19 protein-coding genes are annotated in these 20,685 nt (G+C 61.8%); 11 read left to right on the top strand and 8 right to left on the bottom strand.

All coding sequences use genetic code 11. From position 1 onward, the window contains the following. Positions 1-17 precede the first annotated feature (17 nt). The 5 genes from AB4N98_RS02130 to AB4N98_RS02110 form a co-directional block, all read right to left on the bottom strand. On the bottom strand, positions 18-455 hold the full coding sequence (locus tag AB4N98_RS02130; RefSeq protein WP_017528328.1) for an Lrp/AsnC family transcriptional regulator: 438 nt from the start codon (positions 453-455) through the stop codon (positions 18-20). A gap of 22 nt (positions 456-477) precedes the next feature. Then, positions 478-1,857 (bottom strand): threonine synthase, encoded by a 1,380-nt coding sequence (gene thrC, locus AB4N98_RS02125; RefSeq protein ID WP_065877834.1) that lies wholly within the window; start codon positions 1,855-1,857, stop codon positions 478-480. Between the two features lie 17 nt (positions 1,858-1,874). Continuing rightward, positions 1,875-2,765 (bottom strand): LysR substrate-binding domain-containing protein, encoded by an 891-nt coding sequence (locus AB4N98_RS02120; protein WP_017528330.1) that lies wholly within the window; start codon positions 2,763-2,765, stop codon positions 1,875-1,877. Between the two features lie 56 nt (positions 2,766-2,821). Beyond that, positions 2,822-4,252 (bottom strand): amino acid permease, encoded by a 1,431-nt coding sequence (locus AB4N98_RS02115; protein WP_017528331.1) that lies wholly within the window; start codon positions 4,250-4,252, stop codon positions 2,822-2,824. Positions 4,253-4,368: 116 nt separating this feature from the next. Next, positions 4,369-5,607, bottom strand: a complete 1,239-nt coding sequence (locus AB4N98_RS02110) for a cystathionine gamma-synthase family protein (RefSeq protein WP_017528332.1) — start codon at positions 5,605-5,607, stop codon at positions 4,369-4,371. A gap of 286 nt (positions 5,608-5,893) precedes the next feature. Between AB4N98_RS02110 and AB4N98_RS02105 the strand changes: the two genes are divergently transcribed. After that, positions 5,894-6,037 carry a hypothetical protein gene (locus tag AB4N98_RS02105; protein ID WP_017528333.1) on the top strand — a complete coding sequence of 48 codons (144 nt, stop codon included), beginning with the start codon at positions 5,894-5,896 and terminating at the stop codon, positions 6,035-6,037. An 88-nt stretch (positions 6,038-6,125) separates the two neighbouring features. Then, positions 6,126-6,905, top strand: a complete 780-nt coding sequence (locus AB4N98_RS02100) for a FadR/GntR family transcriptional regulator (protein WP_017528334.1) — start codon at positions 6,126-6,128, stop codon at positions 6,903-6,905. 113 nt (positions 6,906-7,018) lie between these two features. On the opposite strand, the gene AB4N98_RS02095 is transcribed toward AB4N98_RS02100, so the two are convergent. After that, the gene (locus AB4N98_RS02095) at positions 7,019-7,744 is read right to left on the bottom strand and encodes an oligogalacturonate-specific porin KdgM family protein (RefSeq protein WP_017528335.1); all 726 of its coding nucleotides are present in this window, start codon (positions 7,742-7,744) and stop codon (positions 7,019-7,021) included. A gap of 358 nt (positions 7,745-8,102) precedes the next feature. On the opposite strand from AB4N98_RS02095, the gene AB4N98_RS02090 reads away from it, so the two are divergent. The 8 genes from AB4N98_RS02090 (at position 8,103) to AB4N98_RS02055 (ending at position 18,096) form a co-directional block, all read left to right on the top strand. Further along, a complete protein-coding gene (locus AB4N98_RS02090) occupies positions 8,103-9,257 on the top strand; it encodes a mandelate racemase family protein (RefSeq protein WP_026067292.1) in 1,155 nt (384 codons plus the stop codon). A gap of 72 nt (positions 9,258-9,329) precedes the next feature. After that, complete coding sequence (locus tag AB4N98_RS02085) at positions 9,330-10,940, top strand: ABC transporter substrate-binding protein (RefSeq protein ID WP_065877835.1); 1,611 nt, start codon at positions 9,330-9,332, stop codon at positions 10,938-10,940. Positions 10,941-10,985: 45 nt separating this feature from the next. Continuing rightward, positions 10,986-11,999, top strand: coding sequence for an ABC transporter permease (locus AB4N98_RS02080; RefSeq protein WP_370737731.1), 1,014 nt, complete (start codon positions 10,986-10,988; stop codon positions 11,997-11,999). A 46-nt stretch (positions 12,000-12,045) separates the two neighbouring features. Beyond that, the gene (locus tag AB4N98_RS02075; protein WP_065877838.1) at positions 12,046-13,650 is read left to right on the top strand and encodes an ABC transporter substrate-binding protein; all 1,605 of its coding nucleotides are present in this window, start codon (positions 12,046-12,048) and stop codon (positions 13,648-13,650) included. Between the two features lie 32 nt (positions 13,651-13,682). Continuing rightward, a complete protein-coding gene (locus tag AB4N98_RS02070; protein WP_065877840.1) occupies positions 13,683-14,600 on the top strand; it encodes an ABC transporter permease in 918 nt (305 codons plus the stop codon). A gap of 15 nt (positions 14,601-14,615) precedes the next feature. Further along, positions 14,616-15,455, top strand: a complete 840-nt coding sequence (locus AB4N98_RS02065) for an ABC transporter ATP-binding protein (RefSeq protein WP_068932190.1) — start codon at positions 14,616-14,618, stop codon at positions 15,453-15,455. Positions 15,456-15,466: 11 nt separating this feature from the next. Beyond that, positions 15,467-16,243, top strand: coding sequence for an ABC transporter ATP-binding protein (locus AB4N98_RS02060; protein ID WP_065877842.1), 777 nt, complete (start codon positions 15,467-15,469; stop codon positions 16,241-16,243). A gap of 50 nt (positions 16,244-16,293) precedes the next feature. Further along, the gene (locus AB4N98_RS02055; protein WP_017528341.1) at positions 16,294-18,096 is read left to right on the top strand and encodes a glycosyl hydrolase family 28 protein; all 1,803 of its coding nucleotides are present in this window, start codon (positions 16,294-16,296) and stop codon (positions 18,094-18,096) included. A 23-nt stretch (positions 18,097-18,119) separates the two neighbouring features. On the opposite strand, the gene AB4N98_RS02050 is transcribed toward AB4N98_RS02055, so the two are convergent. Beyond that, positions 18,120-19,118, bottom strand: a complete 999-nt coding sequence (locus AB4N98_RS02050; RefSeq protein ID WP_017528342.1) for an NADP-dependent oxidoreductase — start codon at positions 19,116-19,118, stop codon at positions 18,120-18,122. 42 nt (positions 19,119-19,160) lie between these two features. Then, positions 19,161-19,949: an SDR family NAD(P)-dependent oxidoreductase gene (locus AB4N98_RS02045; RefSeq protein WP_017528343.1), complete on the bottom strand. Its 789-nt coding sequence runs from the start codon at positions 19,947-19,949 to the stop codon at positions 19,161-19,163. Between the two features lie 165 nt (positions 19,950-20,114). Between AB4N98_RS02045 and AB4N98_RS02040 the strand changes: the two genes are divergently transcribed. Next, complete coding sequence (locus tag AB4N98_RS02040; RefSeq protein ID WP_017528344.1) at positions 20,115-20,684, top strand: TetR/AcrR family transcriptional regulator; 570 nt, start codon at positions 20,115-20,117, stop codon at positions 20,682-20,684. The last annotated feature ends 1 nt before the right edge of the window (position 20,685 follow it).

Genomic DNA, 20,685 nt, shown 5'->3' with positions numbered 1-20,685 from the left:
TTTATCGCAGCGACGGCTCAGACCACAGACGATAAGACGAAGGACGTCACGGTGTTTTCCACGCCCGCCAGCGCCGAGATCTGGGTCCACACCTGGTGCACCCGCTGCGGGCTCGTTGCGCCGACGCGCAGCATCAGGTCGAACTCACCGCTCATCACGTCGCACTGGATGACTTCGGGTATTGCGCGCAGTGCCTGCAATACATCCTCGCCGCGCATACGGTCATAGCGATAGACGAAGATCACCGCATTGATCTGCGCGGCGGCTTGTCGCCCGTCGCCGGTGAGCACCGTATAGCCCAGGATGGCGCCGTCACGTTCCAAACGTTCGATACGCTGGCGCACAGCGTTGCGCGACAGGTTGACCTTGGCCGCCAGCTCCGCGTGGGCGGCCCGGGCGTTGAGCCTAAGCTCGGCGATGATGCGTTCATCGAGAGGGTCCAGAATGCGCTTCATTGAGCCTCCAGTGACAGCGCCCTCACAGCGCGTCGAGCTGTTGAAGGAGCAGGGCGATATTGTCGGGCCTGATCCGCTGATGCGCCGGGCCGTTGTGCTGCGCGCTGCGGCACGCCGGGCGCGGCACACTGATCCCCAGTTCGTCGAGCAGCGCCGCCGATTTGACCGGCGAGATTTCCCCCAGCGTGACCATGGGCGCCACCAGGCTGCGCCGGTACAGGCGGGCGGCAATCACGCCGGTGGCGGTGTGGGGGTCGACAATGTAGCCGGTGTCACGGTGCAGCGCGATTATTTCGTTCAGGGTTTCCTCATCGCTGACCGCATAGGAGTCAATGATCACTCGCGCCCGCAGCCAGCAGTCATTGGCGATGGTCATTTCGCCGCTGGACTCCAGCCCGTCCATCAACGCGCGCACCGCGTCGGCGTCGTGTTCGTATACCTCCCAGAGAAAACGCTCCAGGTTGGAGAAGGTCGAGAGGTCCATGGCCGGTGACAAGGTCTTGTTGGCGCGCAGCCTGGAATAATGGTTCTTCAAAAACAACTGATGCAGGGCGTCGTTGGTATTGGTGGCGACGATCAGTTGGGTGATGGGCAAGCCCATCTTCTGGGCGATATAGCCGGCATAGACTTCAGCGAAACTCGCCGCCGGCACGCTGAAGCCGATCGGCCGCTGGCCGCCGCCCAGTTGCAGGACCGCGTGGAAATACACCACCAGTTGTGCCAGCACGTTGACCCAGTTGCTGGAGTTGAAGCTGATCGCCGCGTACGGCGCGCACGGCCACTGTTTGAACAACCCGCTCACAATGCCCTGGCACTCATCGAAGCTACCGTCGACAGCGAACAGATGCACATTGGGCTGCGCCACCGCCAACAGCGCCTGCAACTGATGCGGGGGCACGCCGCGCTCGGGATAGAGCGCCACCACGTGGGCCTCGGCACTGTGTTTGAACGCTTCGATGGCGGCCAGGCCGGTGTCGCCATTGGTGGCGCCGAGCAGCACTGCGCGTCGACCCCGCTGCTGCAGAAAATGCTGCACCAACTGCGCCTGCAGTTGCGCGGCAAAATCCTTCGAGGAACAGGTAGGGCCGTGGAACAGCTCCAGCACCCATTCATTGCGGTCGACCTGATGCAACGGCGCTACGGCACGGTGCTGGAACCGACTGCTGGCTGCGTTGAGCAGGCGCTTGAGGTCTGTTTCAGCAATCGCCGCCCCCACAAACGGTCGGATGATCCGATACGCCAGTTCGGCGTAGGGCAGGGTTGACCAGTTAGCGATGTCCTGGGGCGCGAACAACGGCAGCGCCAAAGGGACGAATAACCCGCCGTCATCGGCGATGCCGGATAATACAACCTGTTCGAAGTCGGCCTGCACGGCCGTGTTTCGGGTACTCACGTAGCGCATGGTTTGGCTCCGGCCACTTATTTATAACGGTGTGCCTGCTCGACCAGCCAGGTGGAAAACATCACGGCGTCGGGATGCTCGTCGGCGCCGGAACCGCGTACCAGGTAAAACGATTCGCTGGCTTCGATGCGCTGGTCGAAGGGTTCAACCAGGCGCCCGTCGTGGAGCATTTCGTCGACCATTGAAGAGCGGGCCAATGCAATGCCTTGCCCTAATTCCGCCATACGCAATGTCGAGATCAGCGTATCGAACTGCAGGCCGCGCGATGAGTCGACCGCGTCGGCGCCGACCATCTTCAGCCAGTAGCCCCAACCCTCTTCGTACCCCAGCACATGCAATAGCGTGTGCTGGGCCACGTCGCTTGCCGCCTTGAGGGGCGAGCGCGTCATCAGGGCCGGCGAGCAGACCGGAAACAGGGTATCCCAGGTCAGGCGCTGGGACACCAGGCCGGGCCATTGGCCATGGCCCCAGCGAATCTCCATATCGTCTTCGCCATCGAGTTCCTTGACCCAGATATTACTGATGTAGCGGATATCGACGTGCGGGTGCAACTGACGGAAGTCCACCAGCTTGGGCGCCAACCAGTGCACGAAAAACGCCAGGCTGCCGCGCACCTTGATGGGGCGGCGTTTGTGCTGGCCAAAAATCTCGCTGGTACCCACCGCCAATCGCGTGATCGCATCCTGCACCACCGGCAGATAAGCCTGGCCTTCTTCGGTCAGGCCCAGCCCGCGAGGCAGGCGTTTGAACAGCGCCACCCCCAGATGGCTTTCCAGTTGGCGGATCTGTTGGCTGACCGCGCCCTGGGTCAAGCACAGTTCGTCGGCGGCGTGGGTGAAGTTCAAGCAGCGGGCGGACACCTCGAAGGCCCGCAGCCAGTTCAAGGGGGGGAGCGGCTTTTGCTTCATGGTCTGGACCTCATTGACGCTGCACTGAGCACGCTGACCCACGGCGTCGAACGAGCCTAGAACGCATCGGACGGTTGCACTGTGGAGGCGAGCGACAAGCGTCGCTCGCGGCTGTTGCGGGTAATGTAATACACGAAGTAGCACCAGGCGATGAAGGGCACGCCAAAGTACAGCGCGACCCGCTGTTCCGGGTCAAAAGCGATCCCCACACAGGCCAGGCTGCAGCAGGCCAGCGCGCCCAGCGGCACCCACGGGTAACCCCGGACGCGGAACTTCAGCGCGCGCACATCGCCGCCGTTGGCCACATAGTGCCGGCGAAAGGCAATTTGGCTGGCGGCGATGCTCATCCACACCACCACCACCGCCAGCCCGGAAATCGATACCAGTGCCAGGTAAACGGTGTCGGCGGCGAACACACTGCTGAGCAGGGACGCGCCGCCGCCGATCATGCTCAGGATAATGGCATTCAACGGCGTACCCATGCGGGTCAGCTGCGAGAACTGCTTGGGCAGGTGACCCTGGTCGCTCAAGGTCCAGAGCATCCGTGAGGCGGCGTAAAGCCCGGAGTTGGCCGCCGACAACAGCGCGGTAATGATCACAAAGTTCATGATGTCGGCCGAGTAGGGGATACCGATGTAGGTGAACACCGTTACGAAGGGGCTTTCCACCAAACCGGCCTGTTCGCGTGGCAGCAGGGTGGCCAGCACAAAGATGGTGCCGACAAAAAAGACCGCCAGGCGCAGCACGGTGGTGCGAATGGCTCGCGGCACATTGCGTTGAGGGTCTTTGGTTTCGCCGGCGGCGATGCCGATCAACTCGGTGCCCGAGAAGGCGAACGAGACCGCCAGCAAGGTCATCGCGATCGACATGAAACCGGTGGGGAACAAGCCTTCGCGAGTAAAGTTAGCCAAGCCGATGCTGTGCGCCTGGTCGATATTCAGCAGCCCGAGAATGGCCCCGCCGCCGATGGCCAGGAACACCACCACCGTCACCACTTTGATGAGCGACAACCAGAATTCGGTCTCGGCAAACAGACGGACCGAGACCACGTTGGTAAGGAACACCGTGCCGGCGAACAGCGCACTCCAGATCCATACGGGCGTGTCCGGAAACCAGCGTGTCATCAAGATACCGGCAGCGGTGAACTCCGAACCAATGGCCACGGTCCATGTCAGCCAGTACAGCCAGGCCACGGTGTAGCCGGTGCCGGGGCCGAGAAAGCGCGTGGCGTAAGTGCTGAACGAGCCGGTTTCAGGCATCTGCACCGCCAGCTCACCCAGGCACATCATGACCATGTAGACCATCAGTGCGCCGATGATGTAGGCGATGACCGCCCCTAAGGGGCCGGCCTGGTTGACGGTATAGCCGGACGTCAGGAACAGCCCGGTGCCGATCACGCCGCCCAGGGCCAGCATGACAATGTGGCGGGTCTGCATTTCCTGTTTGAAACCGGCGCGCGCGTTGAGTTTTTGTTCTTTTATGGACATGGTTGTTCTCATGAAAGTTGTTAGGGCAGGTCGGAACCTCGCCACTTGGTTTTATTATTATTCCTCTTCATGAAACGCCCCACAGACGGCCCTGTCGTGGGGTTTGAGACTTGCGTTCAGGCAGGCTGGTGGCTTGTTTCCTCGCGCAGGCAGCGCACAAACGCGAACGCCTGTTTCAGGTCGTCGAGCAAGTCGTCGGTGTCCTCGATCCCCACCGAAACACGCACCAGCCCTTCGGAAATACCCAGCGCCAGGCGTTCTTCAAGCGTGTTTTCCACGTGGCTGGTGGTGCGGGCCGGGCCGTAGATGGTTTCGACCGCACCGAGGTTGCCGGCGCAGTGAGCAAATCGCAGGCGCGGCAGCAGCACCTTGACCGTGTCCATGCCGCCAATCAGCACAAAACTGACGATGGCGCCAAAACCGCCCATTTGCGCGCAGGCCACTGCGTGGTTCGGGTGGCTGGGCAAGCCGGGGTAATTGACGGACGCGACCAAGGGTTCAGTGCACAGAAACTCCGCCAGGGCATGGGCGCTGCGTTGTTGTTGGCGCATGCGCAGCACCAGGGTTTTCATGCCGCGGATGATCATGTAGGCCGAGAACGGGTCGAGCGTCGCGCCATTGATTTCGCGGTAATGCCGAACCTTGCTCATCAGCGCTTGAGCGCCGCAGACCAGGCCGCCCAATACGTCGCCGTGGCCACTGAGGAATTTGGTCGCGCTGTGGATGACCACATCCACCCCCAGCGCCAGCGGGTTCTGATTCAGCGGTGTGGCGAACGTGTTGTCGGCCACCACCAGGGCGCCGACGCGCTTGGCCGCTGCCACCAGGCGCTGGATATCGAGGATTTTGAGGGTCGGGTTGGTCGGCGTTTCCAGGTACAGCACCTGACAGCCTCGGGCGATTTCGCGTTCGATGGCCTCGTGGTCGAACGTTTCGCACAAGGTGACCTCCACGCCCATGCGCGGCAGGAATTCTTCGAAAATCTTGTTGGTGCCGCCATAACTGTCCTTGGTGGACACCACGCGATCGCCGTGGGCCAGGAAGGTGTAAAGCACGCTGCTGATGGCCGCCATGCCGCTGCTGAACGCGACGGCGGACTCGGCCATTTCCAGCTCGCTGATTTTGGCTTCGAGGGTTTCGACCGTCGGGTTGCTCATTCGGCTATAGATGAAGCCTGGAGCCTTGCCCAGCGCCACGTCATACCAGACGTCGATATCGTCGTAACCGTAAGCCGCGCTGACTACGATGGGGGTTTGGGTGGCGTTGTAGGGGTGCCTGACTTGCTCTCCACCCCAGACCGCTCGGGTCCCGGCGCCCGCATTATCAAGCCCTGCGCTGTCAGGTTTTTTGTTCATTGAGACTACTCGCACTGAAGAGGCGTGAACGTTGGTTCGTTCACTGGATAGTGCGGCTCAATATAGGGACTGGCTGTGCGCCCGAGAAACGATGTTATCGGTGCCAAAGGGCAGCTTTTTTTAATGGGTAATACGGCTTGCCACCGGTTTTGCGTTGCCCGCCGCAACCACTTGTCAGGCCCTGAGCGGTTTTGTTGAACGTATGGGTCGGTCGGGCGGCCTGATAAATCAAGGGGCTGAGCCACTGCTTGGCTCGTTCATAAAACCCGTCAGCAGGTGACCCGTCATGAACAGATTCTGCCTGGTAATGTGCAGCATGTTGATGCTTCAGGGCTGTTTCGACAGCGCCGATAACACCACCAAGAACAACACCGATGGCAGCAAATCGTCGGTGCAAATGCAGGAGGGCAAGGCTCAAGAGAGCAAGTAACCGGGGTGTCCATCACGCGCGTCTACGTTGTCGTACAACCAATGCGCTATGATGCGCCTTCCTTCGTAAACCGAGACTTGTGTTCTTGATGGACAACCCGAACGTCCAGCCCACGGTTCGCCGCCGACACCGAAGCCTGGCCGAAGAGCTGGTCACCGAACTTTCCCGACGCATCTGCGCCGGTGAGCTGGCGCGTGGCACAAAGCTGCCGACCGAATCGCAAGTGATGGCCGAGCACGGCGTGAGCCGCACCGTGGTGCGTGAGGCCATCTCGCGTCTTCAAGCTGCGGGCCTGGTCGAAACCCGGCATGGCGTCGGCACGTTTGTGAAGGATGTGCCCAGCCCCAGTGGGTTCCGGATCGACCCAGAGACCATCGTGACCTTGCAGGATGTGCTGGCGGTGCTCGAGTTGCGCATCAGTCTGGAAGTGGAGGCGGCGGGGCTGGCCTGTGTGGGGCGTACCGATGAGCAGTTGCGGGTGATGCGCGACTCGTTGGATGCGCTTAACTCGCGAGCGGTGAGTGCCGATTATGCGGTATCGGCGGACTTCCAGTTTCACCAGCAGATCGCGCTGGCCACCGGCAATCGCTACTTCACCGATATCATGCTGCACCTGGGGGTCAACATCCTGCCGCGTACGCGCCTGCACTCCAAACGCTTGGCCAACGACAACAAGGAGCCCTACCTGGAGCGCTTGAGTCGTGAGCATGAGGATATCTACAAAGCCATCCTGCGGCGCGATGCCGACGCCGCTCGTGCCGCGATGCGCCTGCACCTGTCCAACAGCCGCGAGCGTATGCGCCGTGCCTACGAAGCGGCTGCCGCGCAGTTGTCGCACGGCCCGGCCGTAGTAACCGCGCGGCCCTGAGCCGGCAGCCCGGCCCAACGGAGGCAGGCTGCTCGTGGCGCTTTACTGCTGGTTGACTGCGTGCCACTTGCCTGGCGAGCGATGCGCACAAGCAAGGCAAGTGGCGCGGGGCATTACATGAAGTTGTACTGCACACCCAGGCGCCAGCGTGCCTGGCGGTCTTCAGAGGTGGCGTTGACCTTCACGTCGCCGATCTCCATGAACGGTGCCCATTCCTTGGTCAGTTTGTATTTGACGATCAGGTTCTGTTCGTAGTCGTTCTTCTTGTTGTCGTAGCGAATGTAGTCCGTCTTGAAATAGATGAACTGGTATTCGTACGCCCATTTGCTCGCCGGCGTATAGCCGAGCCAGCCCTCAAAGCGGTGGGTGGTCTGGTCATCCTTGATGTGGTCGGGCAGGTCTTCGTCGACCTGGTCGCGATCGAGTTTTTTGGTATCCAGCCGGTAGCGCGTCGCCGCGTAGAAAGCATCGTTGATCTTGTAGTTGTACTTGAGGCCGAGCTTGTAGGTGGTCGAGTCCTTCGAGCTGTCCATCTGGAATGCCGGGGTCAACGTCGACTGCGGGCTGAGCTTGTAGTTGTAGCTGACGGTGAACTCGTGACCGTTGTTGACCAGGTTGTCATAGGCGACGTCTTCGCGGTCCCCGGCGGTGCGGTATTTCATTTCCGCTTCAAAACCCAGGCCACTGTCCAGGCGGTAATTGAGCTTGATTCGATCAGCGTGGGCGCTGTCTTCCTCGGTGAACTGGTGGCGGTAGTTGATGCTGGCAGAGTCAGCGCTGACATAGAGCGGCAGGCTGAGGGCCAGGGCAGTGACGAGCGTGCGTAGGGTGGTGTTCATACGGTCTTCTTTTTTGTTTTTGTTAGGGTCGTTTGAGGATGCTGCGGCAGTACGTTGTTGCGTATGGATATCATCTATGCTGCCGATATACGTTATCGTACGACAAGACGACTCGTCTACGGGTTATCGGTGGTTTTGAAACATCTTGAAATATATGTGCCCAGTGAATAGGGCTTTACAGCCAATCCTGTTATTCCTTGGTTGTCTTTAAAAATCGGGCTTATGTGGGGTTTTGCCGAGAAAACCGCAGAAATGGAGGCGGATTATTGGGTCTTTTCAAGTGTTGTACGATGACCTATGATCGGTCGCAACAGACGACATTCCTGTCTCAAATCCAATAAGAAGGCTTAAGACGTCCATGAGAATCACAGCAGTCAACGTCCAGGTGTTTTCCTACCCGACCCGCCGCGCAGTGGACAGCGCCGGCCATGCTCACCCCGGTGATGTCTCCCAGGCGCAGATGGCGCTGCTGCGTATCCAGACCGAAGATGGCCAGGAGGGTTATGCCTTTGGCGCCCCCGAGTTGATCCGCCCCTATGTGCTGGACGGCTTTGTGCGCAAAGTGCTGGTGGGCCAAAACGCGTTTGACCGCGAGAAGATCTGGCACGACCTGGCGCATTGGCAGCGCGGCAGCGCCAGCCAGTTGACTGACCGCGCGCTGGCCCTGGTTGAGCAGGCGCTGTGGGATTGGGCGGGGCGCACACTGGGCGTGCCGGTGCACAAGTTGATCGGCGGGTTCCGCGATAAGGTGCCGGCTTATGGCTCGACCATGTGCGGCGATGAGTTGCCCGGCGGCCTGGCGACCCCCGACGACTACGGCCGGTTCGCCGAAACCCTGGTGCAGCGCGGTTACAAGGCCATCAAATTGCACACGTGGATGCCGCCGGTGTCTTTTGCGCCAAGCCCGCGCATCGATGTCGCAGCCTGTGCGGCCGTGCGCGAAGCTGTCGGGCCGGACATTGCATTGATGCTCGATGGTTACCACTGGTACAGCCGCACCGAGGCGCTGTACATCGGGCGCGAGTTGGAGAAGCTCGACTTTGCCTGGTTCGAAGAGCCGATGATGGAAGAGTCCGCCGAGTCCTATGCCTGGCTCGCGGGGCAGTTGGATATACCAGTGCTGGGCCCGGAAACCCTGTCCGGCAAGCACCTGAGCCGCGCCAGCTGGGTCAAGCACGATGTCTGCGATATCTTGCGTGCCGGCGTGGCGGGCGTCGGCGGTATTGCACCGTGCCTGAAGGTGGCGCATTTGGCTGAGTCGTTTGGCATGGACTGCGAGATCCATGGCAACGGCGCCGCCAACCTGGCGGTGGTCGGCGCCATCAAGAACTGCACCTGGTACGAACGCGGCCTGCTGCACCCGTACCTGGACTACGACGACGTTCCGGCCTACCTCAAGCGCCTGGTGGACCCGATGGACAATGACGGTTTTGTGCACCTGTCCGACTTGCCGGGCCTGGGTGAAGACATCGACTTCAACTACATCGAGACCAACACGCTTAAGAGCTTCTGACGTATACACGGCCCGTTCGGCATAAGCCGGGCTGGCCGAGAGCCCTATAAATATAAAAAAGGCACTCTTGTTATGACTATTTTCCCTTCGCTGTGGGCGCGGGTATTCGTCGCCGCCCTGGCCGTGACCGCGGTACCCCAGAGCTTTGCCAAAACCCCGGCTGATCAACTGATTGTCGGCATGAGCATGATCAACCTGTTGTCCCTGGACCCGGCGGCCGCCACCGGCCTGGACGTGTCGGAGATCAACGCCAACCTCTATGACATGCTGCTGGTGCAGGACGTCGCCCAGCCTGACCGCCTGGTGCCGGCGCTGGCCGAACGCTGGCAGGTCAGTGATGACCGCAAGACCCTGACCTTCAATTTACGCGACGGGGTGAGGTTCCAGTCCGGCAACACCCTGAGCGCCGAAGACGTGGCCTGGTCGCTGCACCGCGTGCTCAAACTCAACCTGGCCCTGGCGTCGACCTGGAAGGCCTACGGCTTCACCGCCGAAAACGTCGAACGCTATATGCGCGCCACCGATGCCGCGACCTTCGTGATAGAGCTGCCACGGCCGACCGATCCGCTGCTGGTGCTCAACACCCTGGCGACCTCGCCCAGTGCGTTTATCCTCGACCGCAAAAAAGTCCTCGAACACCAGAAAAACAACGACATGGGCGCCGCCTGGCTGGTGACGCATGCGGCCGGCAGTGGCGCGTTCGTGCTCAATGACTGGCGCGCCAACGATGTCATCCTGATGAGCCGTTTCGACGGTTACTGGGGTGGCCCGGCCAAGCTCAAGCGCATCGTCATGCGCAACATGACCGAGTCGCAGTCGTTGCGCCTGATGATCGAGCGCGGCGACCTGGACATCGCCAAAGGCATGTCCGCGCCGGACATCGAAGCCCTGCAAAAAAGCGACAAGGTGCGCACCCAGACCCTGCAACGCGGCACGCTGTATTACGTGGCGCTGAGCGTAAAGCAGCCGATGTTCGCCGATGCGCGCGTGCGCAAGGCCGTGCGTTCGCTGATCGATTACCAGGGCATCAACCAGACGGTCATGCCGCATTACGGCGTGATCAACCAACGGCCGATGCCGCTCGGGTTGGCCGCGCGCCTGCCCGACCCCGGCTATACGCTCAATGTCGAGCAGGCCAAGGCCTGGCTGGCCGAAGCCGGCTACCCGAACGGCTTCAAGACCACCATCCGCGTGCTGGCCGAGCCGCCATTCATCAACATTGCCTCCAACCTGCAGTCGACCCTGGCCCAGGCCGGTATCCAGGCCAGCATCATTACCGGCACCGGCAACCAGATCTATGGCGCGATGCGTGAGCGCAGCTTCGACATCATTGTCGGACGCGGCGGTGGCGGCGCAGAGCGGCATCCGCATTCCAGCCTGCGCACCCTGGTGTACAACCCGGATAACCGCGATGAAGCCAAGCTCACCAACTTTCAGGGCTGGCGTACTTCTTTTTACAGCGCTGAACTCAATCAACTGATCGAGCGCGCGGAAGTCGAGCCCGACGCCGGCAAGCAACTGGCCCAGTACCGGGATATCCAGGCGCAAGTCGATCAGCAGGTGGGGGCTATTTTGCCCGTCTCGCAAATGACCGACACCGTGGTGGTATACACCGACGTAGCCGACTTCCAGGGCCACACCGCTGCGACCACGCGCTACAAAGACGTCTACAAAAAGCGCTGATCGATTAATCAGGAGCTCACTATGTTTGTTATGACTGCCTCTGTCATGGGCGCTCGCGCTTCCAACACCCTGCGGCGCGCCAGCACCGTGCTGGTGACCTTGCTCGGCCTGCTGGCGCTGACTTTCATCATCGGCCGCGTCATGCCGCTGGACCCGGTGCTGGCCGTGGTCGGGCCCGACGCGGACGCGTCCACCTACGACCAGGTGTACCGCTCAATGGGCCTGGACAAACCGATCTGGACCCAGTTCGGGCTTTACCTCAACGACCTGCTCCACGGTGACTTCGGCAATGCGCTGTTGACCGGCCACCCGGTGCTTGACGACATCCTGCGCGTGTTCCCGGCGACCATCGAGTTGGCCACCCTGGCGATCCTGTTCGGCGTACTTATCGGCTTGCCACTGGGCGTGTGCGCGGCCAGTAACCAAGGCCGCCTCGGCGATCACGTCGCACGGGTGATCACGTTGTTCGGCTACTCCACACCGATTTTCTGGCTGGGCATGATGGGCCTGCTGGTGTTCTACGCCTGGCTGGGGTGGGCCGGTGGAGCGGGGCGCATCGACCTGGCCTACGACGGCATGGTGCCCGAGGTCACCGGCCTGCTGCTGATCGACACCAGCCTGGCGCGCGACTGGGACGCCTTCGCGAGCGCCTTGCGTCATATCGTGTTGCCGGCGCTGATCCTGGGCTTGAACTCGGTGGCGTACATCAGCCGCATGACCCGCAGCTTCATGCTGGAGCAACTGTCCCAGGAGTACATCATCACCGCGCGGGTCAAGGGTTTGTCCCGTCGCCAAGTGGTGTGGGGGCATGCGTTTCGCAACATCCTCGTGCAGTTGCTGACGGTGGTGGCGCTGGCCTACGGCTCGTTGCTGGAGGGCGCGGTGTTGATCGAAACGGTGTTTGCCTGGCCGGGGTTCGGCCAGTACCTGACCAGCAGCCTGATGCTGGGTGACATGAATGCGGTGATGGGCTGCGTGCTGGTGATCGGCCTGATTTTCGTCGCACTCAACCTGATCAGCGATGCCTTGTACAAGGTATTCGACCCGCGCACCCGTTAACCCAAAACGCGGCACGGATAAAACCAATAAAAACAAGGAATTTTCCATGACATTTTCGACACTGCACCTTGGCCTGTTCGCGGCCGTTCTCGCCCTCGGGCCGATGACAATGGCCCACGCCAAAACCCCGGCCGATCAACTGATCGTCGGCATGAGCATGGTCAACCTGTTTTCCATCGACCCCGCCAACGCGCCTGGCCTGGATGCGTCCGGCGTCAACGCCAACCTCTACGACACGCTGATCAAGCGTGACCAGGGCAACCCGGAAAAACACCTGCCACAACTGGCCGAGCGCTGGGACATCAGCGAGGACGGCAAGCAGGTGACCTTCCACCTGCGCCAGGACGTTAAGTTCCATTCGGGCAACCCGCTGACCGCCGAGGACGTGGCGTGGTCGCTGTACCGCGTGATGAAACTCAACTTCGGCCTGGCCACCACCTGGAAGGCCTATGGCTACAACCTCGACAACATTCAATCGCTGATTCGCGCCACCGATGCCCATACCCTGGTGGTCGACCTGCCGCAGACCATGGACCCGCTGCTGCTGGTGGATTCCCTGGCGATCTCGCCCAGCGCCGTGGTGGTGGACCGCAAGACCGCCCTGGCCCATGAAAAGAACGGCGATCTGGGCGCCGGTTGGCTGGTGACCAACGAAGCGGGCAGCGGCCCGTTCGTGCTCAGCAAATGGAGCGCCAACGACTCGCTGTTGCTGACCCGTTTCGACGGTTACTGGGGCGGCGCGGCCAAGCTCAAGCGCGTGGTGGTGCGGCACATGACCGAATCGCAGTCGCTGCGCCTGATGCTTGAACGTGGCGATCTCGACCTGGCCTATGGCATGGCCGCGCCGGACATTCGCGCCATCGACGGCTCGGACAAGATCCAGGTGCAGTCATTGCCACGGGGCACCATGTATTACGTGGCGATGAGCATGAAGCAAGCCGAGTTTGCCAAGCCCCAGGTGCGTGAAGCGGTGCGCAACCTGATCGACTACAAGGGCCTGGATGAACAGGTGATGCCGTACTACGGCAAGCTCAATCAGCAACCGATGCAGTTGGGGCTGGAGGCGCGCTTGCCGGACCCGGGTTATCACATGGACGTGACCAAGGCGAAAAAGCTGCTTGCCGAGGCGGGCTATCCCAACGGTTTCACCACCACCATTCGCACCTTGTCGGAGCCGCCGTTCATTGATATCGCGGCGCGCCTGCAAGCGACCCTGGCTGAAGGCGGGATCAAGGCCAGCATCGTCACCGGCACCGGCAACCAGGTGTACGGCGCGATGCGTGCGCGCAATTTCGAAATCATCGTGGCGCGGGGCGCCGAGCGTTATCCGCACCCGTATTTCAGCCTGCGCACCTTCGCCTACAACCCCAACAACAGCGACGATGCCGGCTTGCCGAACTTCCAGGGCTGGCGCGCCTCGTTCTTCAACCCGCAGCTCAACAGCCTGATCGACCAGGCCGGGGTCACCCGCGACTCGGCGCAGCGCATCAGCCTGTACCACCAGGCGCAGCACCTCTACGACCAGCAGGTGGGGCCGATCCTGATGATCTCGCAGATGACCGACACCGTGGTCAGCGCGGCCGACGTCAAGGGTTTCAGCGGTGACGATGCCGAGGCCACCCGTTACCTGGGTGTCTACAAGCAGCGTTGAGTGCTTCCAGAATTCACACAGAGAAGATGCTTATGAATGCCAATCTGTCTTCCATGGAAACGGCGGCGAAGCGCCCGGTGGATCGCTCCCCGGGCTCGAGCTTCGACGCCTTGTGCAAAAGCGGCGTGCGGGTGTTGCGACACCTGTTGCGTAACCCCATGACCCTGGCGGGCCTGCTGGTGGCGCTGCTGTTGGTGGTGGTGGCGGCTTTCGCACCGTGGATCGCGACCCACGATCCGGTGGCGCAGAACCTCGCCAATGCCTTGCAGGCGCCAGGCTCGGCGCATTGGTTCGGCACCGATGAATATGGCCGGGACATCTTCAGCCGCCTGGTCTACGGCTCGCGCATTACCCTGTACATCATTGGCCTGGTCACGGTGATCGTGGGGCCGATCGGCCTGTTTATCGGCACGGTGTCGGGCTATTTCGGCGGGGCGGTCGACACCGTGTTCATGCGCTTGACCGATATCTTTATTTCCTTTCCCAGCCTGGTCCTGGCGCTGGCGTTTATCGCAGCCCTCGGCCCTGGCCTGGAGCATGCGGTGGTGGCGATTGCCTTGACGTCCTGGCCGCCGATTGCGCGGCTGGCGCGGGCCGAGACCCTGTCGCTGCGCAATGCCGATTTTGTGGTCGCGGTGGAGCTGCAAGGGGCGTCGCCGGCGCGGATCATCCTGCGCCATATCGTGCCGATGTGCCTGTCGTCGGTGATCATCCGCCTGACCATGAATATGGCCGGGATCATCCTCACGGCCGCCGCCCTGGGCTTTCTCGGCCTGGGTGCCCAGGCGCCGTTGCCCGAATGGGGCGCAATGATCTCCACCGGCCGGCGCTACATGCTCGAATGCTGGTGGCTGGTGGCGGTTCCCGGCGCGGCAATCATGCTGGTCAGCCTGGCCTTCAACCTGTTGGGCGATGGCCTGCGGGACATCCTTGATCCGCGTAGCGAATAACCGGAGGACCACCTGATGTCCGCGATTAAATTGAATGTCCAAGGGCTTGACGTGCGCTTTGTCAGTGGCCAGAAAGAAACCCACGCCGTGCGCGATGTGTCCTTCACCTTGGGGCGCGAGAAACTGGCGATTGTCGGTGAGTCCGGCTCGGGCAAATCCACCGTCGGGCGCAGCCTGCTCAAGCTGCATCCGCCCAGTGCGAAGATCACCGCCAAGGCCATGACGTTTGGCGAAGTGGACTTGCTGTCGGCCAGTGAAAAGGCCATGCAGAAGATCCGGGGCCAGCGCATCTCGATGATCATGCAAGACCCCAAGTACTCGCTGAACCCGGTGGTCAAGGTGGGCGAGCAGATCGCCGAAGCCTACCTGGCCCACCACAAGGCTAGCCGCAGCGATGCCCGCGAGCGTGTGCTGCGGATGCTCGAACAGGTGCACATTCGCGACCCCCAGCGCGTGTACAACCTGTACCCGCACGAGGTGTCCGGCGGCATGGGGCAGCGCATCATGATCGCGATGATGGTGATTACCCGCCCCGAAGTGATCATCGCCGACGAGCCCACCTCGGCGCTGGATGTCTCGGTGCGCCAGCAAGTGCTCAACGTGCTGGAAGAGTTGGTGGACCAACAGCAGATGGGGCTGATCTTTGTCAGCCACGACCTCAACCTGGTACGTAACTACTGCGACCGCGTGCTGGTGATGTACGCCGGGCGCGTCGTCGAGTCCCTCGCGGCCTGCGACCTGCACTACGCCGAACACCCCTACACCCGGGGCCTGCTGGCCGCGCTGCCAAGCATGGACAACCGCCGCGCGCACCTGCCGGTGCTCAAGCGCGACCCCCTCTGGCTGACCCAATAAGGACCCTGAGCATGCCCATGATCCAAGCACACGCCTTGAACCTTAGCTTCGGCACCGGTGCCGCCATCAACCAGGTGCTGCACGACGTGAACCTGAGTGTGGCCGACGGCGAATCGTTCGGCCTGGTGGGGGAGTCCGGCTCGGGCAAGACCACCGTGCTGCGCTGCCTGGCCGGGCAGTACCGGCACTGGAGCGGCGCGCTGAGCATTGCCGGCGCACCGTTGCAGCACAAAATCCCCAAGGAACATTTTCGCAAGGTGCAGATGGTCTTCCAGGACCCCTACGGCTCCCTGCACCCCCGGCACACCATCGACACCGCCCTGCGTGAGCCGCTGATTATCCATGGGGTAGGGGACAAGGATGACCGCATCAACGAGATCCTGCTCAAGGTCGGCCTGAACGACAGTTTTCGCTTTCGCTACCCGCACCAATTGTCCGGTGGGCAGCGCCAGCGCGTGGCCATTGCCCGCGCGCTGATCCTGGAACCGCGCGTGCTGTTGCTGGATGAGCCGACCTCGGCCCTGGACGTGTCGGTGCAGGCCGAAATCCTCAACCTGCTGGCAGACCTGCGCCAGCGCGAGAAACTCACTTACCTGCTGGTCACCCATGACCTGGGCGTCGTCACGCACCTGTGCGACCGGGTGGCGGTGATGCAACACGGCAAGCTCGTTGAACTGCTCGACTGCCAGGCGCTCAGCCAGGACCAGGCGGTGCACGATTACACGCGCATGCTGGTGCAGGCCAGTCGTGACTTCAGCCAGGCGTCGGAACGCCGCCAGGTCGGCTGAAGCACGCCAGCCACACAACACGGATAACCGGCAACAACAAGGAGAACAACATGCCGTACCAACCCCCTCGAGACACCTTCGCACGCGCTGCCCTGGCCCTCGTCGCCCTCGGTTGCAGCCCGCTGTCCTGGGCGCTGCAGGCGCCGTCCGGGCTGCAAGTGCCGACGCTGGCTTACGATGACCGGCAGATTATTCTGGTGTGGGAAAAACCCACCGATCATGCCGATATCCAGGACTACCGGGTCTACGCCAACGGCACGCTGTTGGGCAGCGCCCATGCCAATAATGATCAGGTGTCGCCGGCCAAGCCCTATATCGACCAGTTCTACCGCCAAGACACCGCGCACTTTCACCACCGCATCGGCATCCACAGCTACACCGCACAGGGCCTCAAGCCCGATACCGCGTACCGCTTCACCGTACGTTCGGTGGATGGCAACGGCGCGGAGTCTGCCGACAGCCCCGCCGTCGTGCAGCGCACCACCCCTGTGGCGGCGCTGTTCGACGTGAAAAAATACGGCGCCAAGGGCGATGGCAGCCACCTCGACACGCTGGCGATCCAGCGCGCGATCGATGCGTGCACGCCGGGCTGCAAGGTCTTGCTACCCAAAGGTATCTACAAAAGTGGCGCGCTCTACCTCAAGAGCCACATGACCCTGGAGATCGCCGAAGGCGCAACCTTGCTCGGCTCTGAGCGCGCCGAGGATTACCCGTTGGCGGGCTACATCCAATATCCCTATTCCACCACCGTGCGCCCGGCGTCGTTGATCAATGCCCTGCCGCGCGATCCGCGCGCGCATCAGGCGTTCGAAAATATCCGCATCGTCGGCAAAGGCACCCTCGACGGCAATGGCTGGAAACGTAACCCGGATGTGATCGATGAGCGAGGCCGGGCCTTGCCGTTTTACCTGCCCAGCGACAACACCCGATATGCCCAGGACGGCATCCTCGCCAAAGCCCAGGTGGAGCAAGCCGTGGCGCGGGGCATGAATGTCAAGGATGCCTACGGGCAAATGCGCTCGTCGCTGATCACCCTGCGCAACGTCAAGAACGTGTTCTACGGCGGTTTCACCGTGGTGAACCCGGCGTTCCACGGCATCATGAACCTGGAGAGCGAAAACGTGGTGCTGGCCAATACCACCCATACGACCTACGACGCCAACAACGGCGATGGCATCGAGTTCGCCAACAGCAAAGGCGCAATGGTGTTTAACAACGTCTTCGATACCGGCGACGACTGCGTCAATTTCGCCGCCGGCACCGGTGCGAATGCGGTGCATCAACCGCCCCAGCAGGACGCCTGGATTTTCAATAACTACTTCCGCAAAGGTCACGGCATGGTGGTGGCCGGCAGTCATACCGGTGCGTGGATCCAGGACATCCTGGCCGAAGACAACGTCTCCGACGGCACCGACGCCGGGCTGCGCATGAAGAGCACCAACTTCATGGGCGGCGGGGCGCGCAATGTCATCTTCCGTGATTCGGCGCTGCGCAATACGGTCAAGCAGGCGTTCATCTTTACCCTGGATTACAACGACCCCAACGCCAAACTCGATTACCAGCGCTCCACAGTGGCCGGGCAGTTCAAGGACATCCACGTGAGCGATGTGAGCGTCGAGGACGCCCAGGGCCGGGCCATCGAGGTCAAGGGCGACAGCCAGCACAATGCCTACCACGAGGGGTTGGTGTTCCAGCGCGTGCGTTTTCGTGGCGCCGCCGGGGCACGGATCGACGGGTTGAAAAATTCGCGCTTCGAAAACGTGGTGTTCAGCCACTACGGCGCCGCCAACCCCTGGCAGGTGACGGGCAGTTCAGGATTGAGTTTCGAAGCAGTGCAGCCGGCACCCCAGTAGGGCACTGCGGTGTGAGGGGGCGGTCATTTCAGGCTGATGACCACCTTGCCTTTTGACCGCCCCTGTTCCACATAGCCCAGGGCATCGGCGGTCGCGTCGAACGGGAACACGCGGTCAACCACCGGTTTGATCGCGCCGGCCTCCACCAGCTGTTTGATCTGCTTCAGTTGGGCGCCGCTCTGGCGCATAAAAACGAAGTCATAGTTGAGGGTTTTCCTGCGTGCTTTGCGGCGGATACCGCTGCTCAACACACGCATGGCCAACCCCAGCACCCAGGGCAGCGTGTGCGCCTGGGCGAACTGCGGTGTCGGCGGCCCGGAGATGGAAATGAGGCGGCCACCCGGCTTGAGAATGCCGAGGGATTTCTCCAGTTCGTCCGCGCCCAGGCTATGCAACACCACGTCGTAATCGTGCAGGGCGCTGTAGACGTCCTGCTGTTTGTAGTCGATGACAACATCCGCGCCCAACGCCTTGACCCATTGCACATTGGCGCTGCTGGTAGTCGTCGCGACGAAGGCACCCAGATGCTTGGCGAGTTGGATAGCGATGCTGCCGACGCCACCGGAACCGGCCTGGATAAACACCTTTTGGCCTTTTTTCAACTGGGCGGTTTCCACCAGTACCTGCCATGCCGTCAGCGCCACCAGGGGCAGGGCGGCGGCATGTTCCATGTCGATGTTGTCGGGTTTCAACGCCAGCGCGTCTTCATGCACCGCGATCAACTCGGCGAAGCTGCCGATGCGCGCGTCGGGCGCACGTGCATAAACCTCATCGCCGGGTTTGAAACCGCTCACGGCGGCACCCACCTGGATCACCACGCCGGCCAGGTCATTGCCCAATATCAGCGGGAATGCATACGGCAGGATCAGCTTGAACTCGCCCGTTCTGATCTTCGAATCCAGCACGTTGACGCTGGCGGCGCGCACTTGGACCAATACGTCATGGTCGCCCACCTCAGGCGTGGGAACCTCGCCGATGCGTCCGTTGTGTTTGCCGTAACGGTCGATCAAAAATGCCTTCATGGTGATTCAACTCTCAGTGCGCCGAAGTGAGTGTAGTGCGGTTTATGCCTTGGCCGTGTAGCGCTCGGCCACCTGGGATTGCTTGATCTGCGCGAGCAAGCCCTGGCGGGCGCCCTGCAAGTCATCCCAACGCGCAGCGTCCTGCAAGGGCGGAATGGTCACTGGCTCGCGACGGTCGAAACCGACCAGCGCGGCATCGACCAGGTCGCCCACTTCCATGATCTCGCTGAGGGTGTTGATGTCGATGCCGGCACGATCCCAGATTTCGGTGCGCGTGGCGGCCGGCAGTACGGCTTGTACGTAGACGCCTTTGGGCGTCAGTTCCAGGCTCATGCCCTGGGACAGGAACAACACGAAGGCTTTAGTCGCGCCGTATACCGTCATGCCGAATTCCGGCGCCAGGCCCACCACCGAGCCGATGTTGATAATCGCGCCGTCGCCGGCCTGGGCCAGGCGTGGGGCGATGGCGCTGGCCAGCCGCACCAAGGCGGTGGTGTTGAGCGTGACCAACTGCGCCACGCTGTCGGTGGACTGTTCGATAAAGCTACCGGACTGCGCGGCGCCGGCGTTATTGACCAGGATGCCGATCGCCGCGTCATCGCGCAGACGGGTTTCTACGCGGTTCAGGTCGCTGGTTTGGGTCAGGTCGGCCTGGATCACGTCAACATTAACGTTGTGCGCCTCGCGCAACTTGGCTGCCAAGGCGTCCAGTCGCCCCTTGTCGCGAGCGACCAATACCAGGTCGTGCCCACGTTGGGCAAAGCGCGCGGCGTAGGTGGCGCCGATGCCGGTGGAAGCGCCAGTGATAAGAACGGTCTTGGAGCTGCTCATGAATGGATCCTCGAATACAGGGGAGGGCGACGTGCGCCATGCCGGCAACAATTTGCGTTGGCGGTTTTATGATGTCGACCATAATCAAAGCTGTCAACAGTTTTGATTATGGTCGTAATCATAGTATGCTCAGGCCATTGTTTTAGGCCGTAGAGGGACAGGTCCATGAAAATCACCAAGACGCAATCGGCTGCCAACCGCGCGCATATCGTGCAGACGGCTTCAGAGCTGTTTCGCGAGCGTGGCTACGATGGGGTGGGGGTGGCAGAGCTGATGGCCACCGCCGGTTTCACCCAGGGCGGCTTCTATAAGCACTTCGGTTCCAAGGCGGACCTGATGGCCGAGGCGGCGCAAAACAGTCTTGCGCAATCGCTGGCCAGCACCGAAGGCCTCGATGTAGAGCAATTTATCCAGTTGTACGTGTCGCGCGAGCACCGCGACGGACGGGGCGACGGTTGCACCTTGGCTGCGTTGTGTGCGGACGCCGCGCGTCAATCCGGTGCGCTGAAGACGACCTTTGCCGACGGCGTTGAAAACACAGTGCGGGCGCTGCAGCAAAGCGTCTCGGCGGATACCCAGGCAACGGGGCAGGACAGCCGTGCAAAAATGCTCGACACGTTGGCCCATGCAGTCGGTGCCGTCATCCTCTCGCGCGCCTGCCCGGATGATTCGCCCCTCGCCGACGAAATTCTCCAGGTGTGCCGCGCAGAGATTCTCGCTTCCCTGCGCGGCTAGG

Source organism: Pseudomonas sp. S3_E10 (assembly GCF_054667615.1).
This window is presented reverse-complemented; position numbering and strand designations above follow the sequence as displayed.